General features: G+C 37.1%; 11 protein-coding genes. 9 read left to right on the top strand and 2 right to left on the bottom strand.

Features of this window, described 5'->3' with window-relative positions; translation table 11 throughout:
* Positions 1–29: 29 nt before the first annotated feature.
* The 6 genes from H7K77_RS14360 (at position 30) to H7K77_RS14335 (ending at position 7,736) form a co-directional block, all read left to right on the top strand.
* Complete coding sequence (locus tag H7K77_RS14360) at positions 30–1,508, top strand: alpha-N-arabinofuranosidase (RefSeq protein WP_186578545.1); 1,479 nt, start codon at positions 30–32, stop codon at positions 1,506–1,508.
* 19 nt (positions 1,509–1,527) lie between these two features.
* A complete protein-coding gene (locus H7K77_RS14355; protein ID WP_186578544.1) occupies positions 1,528–1,791 on the top strand; it encodes a DUF6171 family protein in 264 nt (87 codons plus the stop codon).
* A 92-nt stretch (positions 1,792–1,883) separates the two neighbouring features.
* A complete protein-coding gene (locus H7K77_RS14350) occupies positions 1,884–3,095 on the top strand; it encodes a sn-glycerol-1-phosphate dehydrogenase (RefSeq protein ID WP_186578543.1) in 1,212 nt (403 codons plus the stop codon).
* Between the two features lie 30 nt (positions 3,096–3,125).
* Positions 3,126–4,307: a family 43 glycosylhydrolase gene (locus tag H7K77_RS14345; RefSeq protein WP_186578542.1), complete on the top strand. Its 1,182-nt coding sequence runs from the start codon at positions 3,126–3,128 to the stop codon at positions 4,305–4,307.
* A 675-nt stretch (positions 4,308–4,982) separates the two neighbouring features.
* Positions 4,983–6,902, top strand: a complete 1,920-nt coding sequence (locus H7K77_RS14340) for a glycoside hydrolase family 127 protein (RefSeq protein WP_235988945.1) — start codon at positions 4,983–4,985, stop codon at positions 6,900–6,902.
* Between the two features lie 108 nt (positions 6,903–7,010).
* A complete protein-coding gene (locus H7K77_RS14335) occupies positions 7,011–7,736 on the top strand; it encodes an NAD-dependent protein deacylase (RefSeq protein ID WP_186578540.1) in 726 nt (241 codons plus the stop codon).
* Positions 7,737–7,791: 55 nt separating this feature from the next.
* Here H7K77_RS14335 and H7K77_RS14330 read toward each other — a convergent pair whose 3' ends face one another.
* Positions 7,792–8,193 (bottom strand): secondary thiamine-phosphate synthase enzyme YjbQ, encoded by a 402-nt coding sequence (locus H7K77_RS14330; protein WP_186578539.1) that lies wholly within the window; start codon positions 8,191–8,193, stop codon positions 7,792–7,794.
* 113 nt (positions 8,194–8,306) lie between these two features.
* Here H7K77_RS14330 and H7K77_RS14325 point away from each other — a divergent pair, with 113 nt between their 5' ends.
* The 3 genes from H7K77_RS14325 to H7K77_RS14315 all read left to right on the top strand — a co-directional run bounded on the left by H7K77_RS14325 (position 8,307) and on the right by H7K77_RS14315 (position 10,609).
* The gene (locus H7K77_RS14325) at positions 8,307–8,684 is read left to right on the top strand and encodes a RidA family protein (RefSeq protein WP_186578538.1); all 378 of its coding nucleotides are present in this window, start codon (positions 8,307–8,309) and stop codon (positions 8,682–8,684) included.
* 225 nt (positions 8,685–8,909) lie between these two features.
* The gene (locus H7K77_RS14320; RefSeq protein ID WP_186578537.1) at positions 8,910–9,521 is read left to right on the top strand and encodes a hypothetical protein; all 612 of its coding nucleotides are present in this window, start codon (positions 8,910–8,912) and stop codon (positions 9,519–9,521) included.
* A 179-nt stretch (positions 9,522–9,700) separates the two neighbouring features.
* Complete coding sequence (locus H7K77_RS14315; RefSeq protein WP_186578536.1) at positions 9,701–10,609, top strand: DUF1002 domain-containing protein; 909 nt, start codon at positions 9,701–9,703, stop codon at positions 10,607–10,609.
* A 68-nt stretch (positions 10,610–10,677) separates the two neighbouring features.
* Here the strand turns inward: H7K77_RS14315 and H7K77_RS14310 are convergent, their stop codons facing one another.
* Complete coding sequence (locus H7K77_RS14310; protein ID WP_186578704.1) at positions 10,678–11,862, bottom strand: MFS transporter; 1,185 nt, start codon at positions 11,860–11,862, stop codon at positions 10,678–10,680.
* Between the last annotated feature and the right edge of the window lie 531 nt (positions 11,863–12,393).

Genomic DNA, 12,393 nt, shown 5'->3' with positions numbered 1-12,393 from the left:
TTAAAAAAATAACTTAAAGAGGTGTAAGCATGTCAAATAAAATTATCGTGAATGCAGATGCTGTGAAAGGAACAATTAACAAAAATATATACGGTCACTTTGCTGAGCACTTAGGAAGATGTATTTATGAGGGGATATGGGTAGGGGAAGATTCACCTATTCCAAATACGAACGGGATCAGAAACGATGTGTTAGAGGCATTAAAAAATATAAATATCCCTGTTTTACGCTGGCCAGGTGGTTGCTTTGCAGATGAATACCACTGGAAGGATGGTGTTGGACCACGTGAAGGTAGAAAACGTATGGTTAACACACACTGGGGTGGTGTTGTTGAAAATAACCATTTTGGTACACATGAATTTATGATGCTGTGTGAAATGCTAGGAGCAGAGCCTTATATTAATGGAAATGTTGGAAGTGGAACAGTTCAAGAAATGTCCGAATGGGTAGAGTATTTAACTTTTGATGGTGAATCTCCAATGGCAAACTGGCGAAAAGAAAATGGTAGAGAAGAACCATGGAAATTGAAATACTTTGGTGTGGGTAATGAGAACTGGGGATGTGGCGGTAATATGAGGCCGGAATATTATTCTGATCTATACCGACAATTCCAAACTTATGTAAGGAACTATGGTGATAACAAAATCTTTAAAATTGCTGGTGGTGCTAACATAGATGATTATAATTGGACGGAAGTTTTAATGAAAAACTCTGCTCCATTTATGGATGGTTTAAGTTTACACTACTATACAATCCCGGGTGATTTCTGGTTAGGTAAGGGTTCTGCTACAGACTTCACTGATGATGAGTGGAATATTACGATGCAAAGAGCATTACACATGGAAGAGCTTGTAACAAAGCATGGTACAATCATGGATAAATACGATCCTGAAAAACGCATTGGCATGATTGTAGATGAGTGGGGAACTTGGTTTGATGTTGAACCTGGTACAAACCCTGGTTTCTTATATCAACAAAATACAATCCGCGATGCGTTAGTTGCGGGTGTTACATTAAATATTTTTAATAATCATAGTGATCGCGTGCAAATGGCTAACATTGCACAAACGGTCAATGTGCTTCAAGCTATGGTACTTACTGAAGGTAAAGAAATGATATTAACACCTACTTATCATGTGTTTGATATGTATAAAGTTCACCAAGATGCATCATTGTTATCGGTTGAAACCTCAATAGAAGAAAATGATAAAAATAAACTACCTGATGTACATGTATCTGCATCCAAAAGTAATAATGGAGAAGTTAATATTACATTATGTAATGTGAAAATGGATGCTAATTCTACTGTATCGATTGATCTAAGAGGCTATGAACAAAAGCTAGCTAATGTAAAAGGCACAATCCTAACAAGTAAAGAAAAAAATGACCGCAATACATTTGAGAACCCAGAAGCAGTTAAGCCTACTGAATTTAATGGGGTAGAAGTAAATGGTAGTACATTAACTGTAACATTACCGCCTATGTCTGTCGTACTACTAACTGTTTGAGTAAAGGGTGAACGGATAAATGAGTTGTAAAGGATGTTCAGCATCTGTCATTGTTACGGATGCAGAGGTTGAACAGCTAGTAAAAGAACAATTAGCATTAGAAGTAGACCTTGTTGATGACCGTGTATACATTGAAAGACTTAGCCGATGTCAGGAATGTCCTTCATTAGCATATACCAATACATGTGGACATTGTGGCTGCCTAGTCCAATTTAGAGCGAAATTGGCTTACAAGACTTGTCCTGACCCAAGTGGTAATAGGTGGTTAACTATTACTAAATAAAGCATAAGGTTTGAGGTAAAAAGGGCTGACTAATAGTCAATGCAGACAATTTTAGTCAGCCCAACCTATTTGTTTTTGAAAAGAGGGAGAAGATGGCTTCTAAAATTAATGATTTAGCAGAGAGTTTACATGTTAAGGATTTTAAGTTACCAGTTATTGAAGTGAAAGAAAATAGTATCGATTCTGTATCAACTTATATAAAGGATAGTTCCTTTAAACAACTGGTTATAGTTGCTGATCAAATAACGAACAAAGTAGCAGGAGAAAAACTAGCGGAACGATTGAAAAAGGATGGGTTACAATTTCATCTTGTTATATTAGAACCTAATAAATATGGTCAAGTAATTGCAGATGAAGAAACGATGATACAGTTGTTCTCAGAAACACCAACTACGACAGATTTACTAATCGCTGTAGGTTCTGGAACAATACATGATGTTGTCCGTTTTGTTGGTCACAAAATGAATATTCCATTTATATCTGTACCAACAGCTGCATCAGTGGACGGTTTCACTTCAAAAGGTGCACCGCTCATATTCAAAGGTGTGAAGAAAACAGTGCAAACTACAGCACCCTTAGCTGTATTTGCCGACTTGTCTATTTTAAAAAATGCACCAAGAGAGATGACTGCTGCAGGATTTGGTGACATCTTAGGTAAATATACATCCTTATTAGATTGGGAGGTATCTAGATTAGTTGGTAAAGAGCCATATAATGAGCTAGCAGCTGAGATTACGAGGGACTCTCTCGAAAATTGCGTCCGTCATGTAGATAAAATTGCTAATGCAGATACAGAGGGGATTCAAATTCTAGTCGACGCCCTTATAGAATCAGGGCTAGTCATGCTTCTTCTCGACTTCTCACGCCCTGCTTCAGGTGGAGAACACCACTTATCGCATTGGTGGGAAATGGATTTATTAAAAAAGGATAAAGAGCAACTTTTACACGGGGCGAAAGTTGGAGTGGCGACGACAATCATCACAGCCCTTTATAAAAAATTTGCCTCAGAGTTTGATTTAGATAACGAACTCAACTTATCCGATTATTATCAACCGCTAAAAGAGCATTGGAAAGAGATCAAAAAGCAAATAGAGGCTTTGCCGGACCCAGAGAAATTAATAGCCTTGCTACAATGTGTAGGAGGCCCTAGCCAAACATCTGAACTAGGAATTTCAAATGATCTCGTCAAAGAAAGTTTGAATACAGCACATAATCTACGTGATAGATGTACCGGTTTACTTCTAATTAATCAGTTAAAAAAAGAAGAGATTACCTATCCAATATCAAATCTAGTATTTAAATAATTCAATATTTTTTTAGGAGGACACTTAACAATGGAAACAACACAATCTTTTAAGCTTACTACTGTTGAACAAGTTGAAGTAGAAACTAAGCAAGGCACAAATCCAGTACTTCCAGAAAAGGTTAATGTAAGTTTTGAGAATGGTATATCTGCTGAATTGAAAGTGGCATGGGAAGAGGTAGCGCAAGAAAAGTTAAAGCAAGCCGGTACTTTTGAAATAGAGGGTACGCTTCAAAATCAATCCTATCCTAGCCCGTTAGTGGAGCAAAGAGCTGACCCATATGTTTATAAGCATAAAGATGGTTTCTATTACTTTACAGGTTCGTATCCAGAATATGACCGGATTGTTTTAAGAAGAGCAAAAACAATTGCAGGCTTAAAGGAAGCTCCTGAGAAAGTGCTATGGGAAAAACATGAATCTGGAATAATGTCTGAACACATATGGGCTCCTGAGTTACATTTTATTGATGATAAATGGTATATACACTTTGCTGCAGGTGAAAGAGATGATGTGTGGGCAATACGACCATATGTATTGGAATCGAGTGCAGAGAATCCTCTAGAAGGTGAATGGATTGAGAAGGGTCAGGTTAACACAGAATTCCAGAGTTTTTCTCTTGATGCAACAACATTTGAACATGATGGAAAACGCTATTTAATATGGGCGCAAAAGGTTGATAATGACTCGATCTCAAACCTTTATATTGCTGAAATGGAAAATCCATGGACAATTAAAGGCGAGCAAGTTTTATTATCAACACCTGAGTATGATTGGGAACAAGAAGGCTTCTATGTAAATGAAGGGCCAGCTGTAATTAAGAAAAATGGTAAAATCTTTGTAGCATATTCTGCAAGTGCAACTGATGATCGTTATTTGATGGGGTTATTGACTGCACCGCAGGATAGTAATCTATTAGATCCTGCATCATGGAAAAAAAGTGACAAGCCAGTTTTTGTTTCCAGTGAGGAAAACAGTGAATATGGACCTGGACATAATAGCTTTACTGTAGCGGAAGATGGAGAAACAGATTTATTAGTCTACCATGCTCGTCCATATAAGGAGATAGTCGGAAATCCGTTGTACGATCATAATCGTCATGCGAGAGTGCAACGATTATTTTGGAATAACGATGGAACACCGTACTTTGGTGCCCCGGGACAATCTATTGATACAACATCTAAAAAAGCAGTAGCCAAAATAACAGTTAAATAGAGCCTTTTGTCCGAAAACCAAATAAACACCTTCAAGTATTCTTGTGGGTGTTTATTTTACACTAATAGCATACTTTTATTGCTCTTGGAATGACGGAGTTGAGATAAAATCTGCAGTAACTAAGTTCTATATTTTTTAAGTGAATGTTGGATAGCCGTTCCGGAAATATACTACGCTTTCCGCGGGCGGAGCTTGAGCCTCTTCGGTCGCAAAGAGCACTCCCTGTGGGGTCTCATCGTCTTCGCGGTTCCCGCAGGACAAGGGATGCTACGGAAGCGATGCATCGCACGAAGAAAATCGGGTTGTATTTTCGAGGAGTCTCCGTATATTTCCTCCACTAGCATAACATTCCTAAAAAGAGAGATCTGTTTTAATTAATTCATTTCATGTATTAAGCCAAACCTGACTAGATAACAAAAATCTAGCGTAGGCAGAATACGTAGACTCCGGTGGGAACAGCACGAGTCCGAAGATCCCGGAAGAGCGTTCTTTGCGTCACGGAAAGGCTTGAGGCCGTGCCCACGGAAAGCGGAGTATTCTGCCGAAGCGAGTGATCGCACCCATCAAATAAGTAAATATAAGAAAATACTTTACTGGTGATTCTATACATGGTGTGCCAAAGCAACAATAGCTATGAAAAAGAGCCTATTATTTAAATTATATGAGGTGAGGGTAATGAAGGGTATAGAAAAAGTTAAAGTTGTAGATAAGTTTTGGCGTTCCTATATGGATGTAGTTAGGGATGAAGTAATTCCATACCAGTGGAAGGCATTAAATGATCAATTGCCAGATACGGAGCCTAGTCATGCAATTGAGAACTTTAGGATTGCTGCCGGAGAGTCAAGAGGCGAATACTATGGGATGGTATTTCAAGATAGTGACGTCGCTAAATGGTTAGAGGCCGTAGCCTTTAGTTTAGAAAATGATCCGAATGAAGAGTTAGAGCGAACAGCTGATGAAGTCATTGATTTGTTGGGTCGAGCGCAACAGCCTGATGGCTATTTAAACTCCTATTACACAGTAAAAGAGCCTGGGAATAGGTGGACGAATCTTAGAGATAATCATGAAATGTATTGTGCAGGTCATTTTATGGAAGCTGCAGTTGCTTACTATAAGGCGACGGGAAAAAGAAAGTTTTTAACGATTATGTGCAGGTTTGCTGACCACATTGATGAAGTGTTCGGTGATCATGAAGGACAATTAAAAGGCTATCCTGGTCATCCAGAAATAGAACTGGCCTTAGTGAAGCTATATAGTGTTACAGAAGAAAAGCGGTATTTACAATTAAGTAAATACTTTATTGATCAAAGAGGTACAGACCCTAATTATTTTGATTTAGAGGCTGAGAGACGTGGAGATGAGAAACCACATTGGTTCTTTGACGGTGATCACCGATACCACCAAGGACACCTTCCTGTAAGAGAGCAAGATAAAGCAGTTGGTCACGCAGTACGGGCTGTATATCTATATATTGCAATGACGGATATAGCTGAAAAAATGCATGATGACTCGTTAAGGGAAGTATGTGAAACGCTGTGGGATAATGTGACTAATCAACAAATGTATATAACTGCAGGGATCGGTTCAAGTGAATTTGGTGAGTCATTCACATTTGGATATGATCTTCCAAACGACGTCTCCTATACAGAAACGTGTGCCTCGATCGGGTTAGTGTTTTGGGCCAACCGGATGTTAAATCTTGAAGTTAATAGTAAATATACAGATGTGATGGAAAGAGCGTTGTATAATGGAACAATAAGTGGTATGGATTTAGATGGGAAAGGATTCTTTTATGTGAATCCGCTAGAGGTAATGCCAGAAACAAGCACAAGGTTTGAAAAAAGACATGTGAAACCAGTAAGGCAGAAATGGTTTTTCTGTGCATGTTGTCCACCAAACTTGGCGAGGATGATTTCCTCAATTGGACATTACGTCTATTCACAGGATGAACAGAGCGTTTTTGTGCATTTATATGCTGGAAGTGAGACAGTTGTAACTGTGAATGGAATCCCTGTATCGATTCAACAAAAAACAGATTACCCTTGGGATGAGAAGGTAAACTTGAAGGTTTCACCTGAAAGTGAGAGTACTTTCACGTTGGCGTTAAGAATCCCAGGATGGTGTACTAATCCAGAACTTAAGATAAATGGGGAACAAATTGATTTGGGTTCTATAGTTAAGAAAGGCTATGCTTATATTGATCGTTTATGGAAAAAGGGAGATGAGGTATCGTTAACGTTACCTATGCCAGTTATAAGGATTAGAGCAAATCCAAAGGTAAGGGTTAATGCCGGGAAAGTAGCACTTCAAAGAGGTCCAATAGTTTACTGCTTAGAAGAAGTAGACAATGGAAAACACTTGGGGAATATATCTCTACCAAAAAGTAGTAAATTACAAATTAATAAGGAAACGCAGCTTGGGGGAATCGTGACCATAACCGGGATGGCGCTTAGAGTAGATGAAGCGGAATGGGGAAATGAATTATATAGTACAGATGAGCCAACTAAAATATTTACTGATTTTAAGGCGATACCATACTATGCGTGGTGTAATCGTGAACCAGGTGAAATGATTGTCTGGATAGATGAAGATTGAATAGATGTGAGAAGCAGTACCTAAATTTGGATGGTACTGCTTTTTGCATTTTTCTTATGAAATGCTAAAATTCTTTTAAAATAGGTCATTAAAGGAGGCTCTCTTTAAATGAATAGGTTGAAAGAGTTAGCATTAGAAATCGAACAAGCTAAATCGATAGCAGTTTTAACTGGTGCAGGGGTATCAACAGCTAGTGGAATTCCTGATTTTAGATCTACAACGGGAGTTTGGACATTAGATCACTCAAGGGAATACTATATGTCTCGTGATTATTTTTATGAGGAACCTGAAGATTTTTGGCTTAAATATAAAGAAATATTTCACCTGAAATTATTAAAAGATTACGAGCCGAATGAAGCACACCGTTATTTAAAGCAACTAGAGGATAAGGAGAAAAATATAGCTATCATTACTCAAAATGTCGACGGGTTACATACAGAAGCGGGGAATTCGAATGTAGTAGAGTATCATGGTAGCTTAAACACAGCAACTTGCCCAAGCTGCGGAGAACAGTATTCACTGGATTTTGTGATGGAAAAAGATGTCCCCTTCTGTTCAGCGTTAGGGTGTGGTGATGTTTTGAAACCAGATATTGTATTATTTGGTGATCCTATTATAAAGCATGGAGAAGCGGAGTATATAATTGAAAATAGTGATTTTCTCCTGGTACTAGGGACTTCGCTTCAAGTCATGCCGTTTAATCAGCTTCCGTTTGCAGCAATTGGTCATGGGCTAAAAACTGCCCTTATAAATAGGGAAGCAACCCATATGGATTCATATTTTGACTATGTAATCCACGAAGATCTACTTAAAGTTACTCAAGCATTAAAATAACAAAATTGTCCAAATAAAAATACGCTCGGATATTTCCAAGCGTATTTTTATTGCTTCATTGAACTATTTTAGCTAAATACTTTCTGTTACGGCGCGGTCCGTCAAATTCACAAAAATAAATACCTTGCCAAGTACCAAGTACTAACCTTCCGTCGGTAATAACTATTGTTTGAGCGTGACCAACTGTACTTGTTTTTAGATGAGCAGCAGTATTTCCTTCCATATGTAGGTCTTTTGGGTGCTCCCATGGGTAAACTTCATCCAATCTTCTAAGGAAATCAGTTTTTACGTCAGGATCTGCATTTTCATTTACTGTAATACCTGCTGTTGTATGGAGAGAGGATATAATGACGATACCCTCTGTAACTCCATGTTCGTTTATAAACTGTTGAATGTCAGAAGTAATCTCGATCATCTGTGATTGGTAAGAAGTACTTAGTGGAAACGTCTTGATCATAAAAATTCATCCTTTCACGAAATGTCTTGTCCTATATAGTCTACTAAAAATCAATAATATGTTAAAATTCTAATAAATCTATTTAGTATAGAATTAGGAAGGATGATAAAATTATGGTAAAAGCATTACATACAAATGATGCTCCACAGGCTATTGGGCCATACTCTCAAGCTATAGATTTAGGAGATCTGGTTTTTGTTTCTGGACAAATCCCAATTAATCCTGCGTCAGGTGAAGTAGAGGAAACAGGTATTGAGGAACAGACGGAACAGGTAATGAAAAATATTGAGGCTGTATTAAAAGAGGCAAGTTTAACGTTCTCTAACGTTGCGAAATTTACGATCTACCTTACAGACTTGGAGAATTTTGCAAAGGTTAATGAAGTTTATGCTAAATTCCTAAGTGAACCATACCCAGCACGTGCATGTGTGGAGGTTAGTAAGCTTCCAAAAGGTGTTGGTGTAGAAATCGATGTAATTGCAAAAAGATAATAATGTTAGTAAGTGGAGTCTCTCTTCTATAGGAAGAGGGGCTTTTTTTATATAAATACTTTAACTTTGCCCAGAATTTCTTCATCTTAGCAAGGGATCGGTAGGAGGGAACTTAATCTTATCCATCCTATAAAATTCAAAATTTACAACAAATTAACGATTTATTAACCATAAAATGGAAGATTACGCGTATAGTATAAGTAAGAAATGTATAGGGGGCTGTTTATGATTTTTTATTCGGATGCAGTATTATCGAACACACAAAATAAATGGATTGAAGCAATAGATTTTTCGGCATATGAAGGGAATTTTCAACCCTTTTTAACCATAGATGTGTTAAAAAAATTTGGAGTACCACAAAGCCTTACTAAGATGGCTTTGAATATACTAAAATCTAGCGGCACGTTTTACTTCTTGGCAGAAAAAAGGTTGGAAGTGTCGCAGTTTTTAGAATGGAAATCAAAAGCGAAACAGGTAGATTTGCCTGCTGCAGATTGTATTTTTATTTGTAAGGAATTACCTCAAACTCAAATTAAACAAATCTACCAAGAAATACTTGAAAAAAGATTTAAAACTAATCAACCTATTAACATAATAATAGCGGTTAAGGAGTTAAGTGAATCTGATAATCATGGTAAGTTGAGAATTTCAATAAAAGAAAACAATCTACTATCTAATGCAAGTTGTACAGTAAGTGGATTACAAATCGATTGGCTTACAGAATGGAAACTTGTTCACAATCTATTGCCAAAAGGTAGTTCTATCCTACTAGTAGATCGTTATGAACAGTTTATTAATATATCGGATAAGGCAGAGTTAAAACTAGAAAAGGTATAATTTCCTCTTTCCATTACAATGAAAAACAAGTAATATATAGTAAATCCTATGAAATGGGATTTGGAAATTATTAACGTGTTGGTTTCTAATTTTGCTATCTTTTTATTGTTATTACTCATAAGGGCATGGGAACTAAGATAGCCTAATAGGATCATAAGGATAAAAGGAGACATTTGTGAATGAAGCGGTTGAAGTATCTAATAATCATAGCTTTAGTTATAGCAAGTGCACTGAGCTTCAGTAATGTTGTGATGGCTAGTGATGGAGATGAAACAGAAGCGATAGATGAAAAGTTCGGAAAGCCTATCGTTGTTTACGGTGAATCGTTAACAGAGCCGCAAAAGGAACAGGTTAGAAGTTTGCTTGATGTTAGCGATCCTGAATCAGTACAAGAGTACATTATCACAGCAGAAGACCTTGTTAATTATATTAATGGTGACCCGAATTCTAACCTTTATTCATCTGCAAAAATCACACGGAAAGATGAAGGCTACGGATTAGTCGTTAACATTGTAAATGCTGAAAATATTACAGAGGTTACAAATGAGATGTATGCAAATGCGCTACTTACTGCAGGGGTTGAAAATGCATTAGTAGAAGTAGCTTCCCCACTTAAAGTAAGTGGACACTCTGCTTTAACAGGTATTTACAAAGCATATAATGTTGATGGTGAATCTTTAGATAAAGATCGAATGGAAGTAGCTAATGAAGAGCTATCTGTGGCGACGGATCTTGCTGACGAAGAAGGAATGAATCAAGAAAAGGTCAGTGAATTATTAACCGAAATAAAGAAGGAAATTGCTGATCAGAATCCTGCTACTAAAGAGGATATTGAAAAAATAGTACAAGCACAATTAGACAAGCTAAATATCGAATTAAGTCCAGAGGATATCCAAATGCTTACAAGCCTATTTGAAAAAATGCGTGCGATTGATATCGACTTTGGAAATGTCTCTAGCCAATTAGAAGACATAGCCAAGGATATAAAAGGTAAAATTGAAGAAGTTGCAGGCAATGAAGGTTTCTGGAAAAGCGTAGCTGCTTTCTTTGAAAACTTATTTGAAAGCATTAGTAATTTGTTTAAATAATATTTTAGCACGTTGAAAATGAACAGGCACTATCCTATACGGGATAATGCCTGTTTTTATGCTTCTTTCTATACGGATTGTGTCTCATGTGGCAATCTGTTTTGTCTTTGGAGTGTTATAAAAAGAGTGACCCCACATGCTATTAAAAGAATACTAGTAACTAAAAACACAGAGGAAAATCCGAATGCACCGGCAAGTATACCACCCATAACAGGACCGATAATATTACCAAAGAAACGGATGCTCGTATTGTAGCCAAGCACCTCACCTTGCATAGCAATAGGAGCCTCTTGTCTAATATACGCGATCCTAACAGGTATAATCCCACCAATAGACATACCTAGTAGGAACCGTAAAACGATTAGCTGCCAAATATTTGTGACGAACGCTCCGGGAAAATAAAATACACCAGCTAAAAGTAACAGAGTGACTAGTATTTTTATATAACCAACTCTGTCGGCTAGTTTCCCCCATTTCCTTGCCATCATTAAATTACCAAGACCAGCTGCTGAAAAAGCCATACCTGAAAATAAAGCGATACTTGCAGGACCATGTAATTCCCCAACATATAACGATAATATAGGTTGAATACTAAAATGAGCAATTTGAATAAACATGGATACCAACATAACCATGAGAAGCATTGGATGGTGGAAGATATGATGGATTACTTCTTTACTAGAATAACTAGATTTGCTATTATCTTCCTCCTTTATTTTACTTTCATGAATACCAATTAAAACTAAAAGGGCAGAAGCAATAAGGATAATCGATAGCCACTTAAAGGTGGAACTATAGCCAAAGGTATCTGCAAGTACACCGCCTACTAGAGGCCCCATTAAACTTCCTGTTACACTCCCTGTCTGGAGAGTTCCCAATACTTTTCCGGCTATCTTTTTCGGTGTTTGCGTTGATATTAAGGCTTGGGACATCGAAATAAAACCTGTAAAAACTCCCATAAATAACCGTAATAAGAATAATTGCCAAACCGTCGTCACAAAACCCATTAAAAACACCGAAAGACCTAGCCCTAAACCGGATAAAACTAATATATGTTTTCTTCCATAGCGGTCCCCTAATTTACCCCAAATAGGAGAAAAAATAAAGGCAGCAACAAACGTGACTCCAAATGTAATACCGGACCAGTTCTGTACATATTTATCTGAAAAGCTGCCAAGTGTTTCTATATAAAGAGATAGAAATGGTAAAACCATTGTAATACTTCCTGCAATGAAGAAGTTTGCAAACCACATGATCAATACGTTTCTTTTTATCGTTTTTTCTTGCTGTGAAATGGAAATCACTTCTTTCTCGGTTATTTCGTAACACTAAATAATAATGATAACGAACTTTACTTAGATTATGAAGTGATTTGCAACATGTTAAGGATATTCGTATAATTCCCTGATCTATATAAGATCAAGATGATAAGTGATACTTTTTATATAGAATGGGGTTTATCATATTAGAGATAAAATCCGCAGTAACTATAATCTTTAATTAACTGAGTGCAAATGCGACGCTGTGGATTGAGAATCGAAAGGACTTCTAACGTCGCGAATTAGAGAAACCATAAGATTTCGCTTTGTTAAAGGGCAGCTAACGTCGCGAAATTAGAAAAACCATAAGATTTCGCTTTGTTAAAGGGCAGCTAACGTCGCGAAATTAGAAAAACCATAAGATTTCGCCTTGTTAAAGGGCAGCTAACGTCGCGAAATTAGAAAAACCATAAGATTTCGCTTTGTTAGAGGGCAGCTAACGTTGCGAAATTAGAGAAACCATAA

The sequence above is a fragment of the Aquibacillus kalidii genome (assembly GCF_014280935.1).
GTDB classification, from domain to species: Bacteria; Bacillota; Bacilli; order Bacillales; family Amphibacillaceae; genus Aquibacillus_D; species Aquibacillus_D kalidii.
The sequence above is the reverse complement of the archived record's forward strand: the minus strand, read 5'-3'. Positions and strand labels throughout refer to the sequence as shown.

What these genes read in the sequence shown, in the direction of transcription:
- H7K77_RS14310 (WP_186578704.1), bottom strand. Translation starts at nt 11,862, where the DNA reads ATGTGGTTTGCAAACTTCTTCATTGCAGGAAGTATTACAATGGTTTTA.
- H7K77_RS14340 (WP_235988945.1), top strand. Translation starts at nt 4,983, where the DNA reads ATGAAGGGTATAGAAAAAGTTAAAGTTGTAGATAAGTTTTGGCGTTCC.
- H7K77_RS14360 (WP_186578545.1), top strand. Translation starts at nt 30, where the DNA reads ATGTCAAATAAAATTATCGTGAATGCAGATGCTGTGAAAGGAACAATT.
- H7K77_RS14355 (WP_186578544.1), top strand. Translation starts at nt 1,528, where the DNA reads ATGAGTTGTAAAGGATGTTCAGCATCTGTCATTGTTACGGATGCAGAG.
- H7K77_RS14350 (WP_186578543.1), top strand. Translation starts at nt 1,884, where the DNA reads ATGGCTTCTAAAATTAATGATTTAGCAGAGAGTTTACATGTTAAGGAT.
- H7K77_RS14345 (WP_186578542.1), top strand. Translation starts at nt 3,126, where the DNA reads ATGGAAACAACACAATCTTTTAAGCTTACTACTGTTGAACAAGTTGAA.
- H7K77_RS14320 (WP_186578537.1), top strand. Translation starts at nt 8,910, where the DNA reads ATGATTTTTTATTCGGATGCAGTATTATCGAACACACAAAATAAATGG.
- H7K77_RS14335 (WP_186578540.1), top strand. Translation starts at nt 7,011, where the DNA reads ATGAATAGGTTGAAAGAGTTAGCATTAGAAATCGAACAAGCTAAATCG.
- H7K77_RS14325 (WP_186578538.1), top strand. Translation starts at nt 8,307, where the DNA reads ATGGTAAAAGCATTACATACAAATGATGCTCCACAGGCTATTGGGCCA.
- H7K77_RS14330 (WP_186578539.1), bottom strand. Translation starts at nt 8,193, where the DNA reads ATGATCAAGACGTTTCCACTAAGTACTTCTTACCAATCACAGATGATC.
- H7K77_RS14315 (WP_186578536.1), top strand. Translation starts at nt 9,701, where the DNA reads ATGAAGCGGTTGAAGTATCTAATAATCATAGCTTTAGTTATAGCAAGT.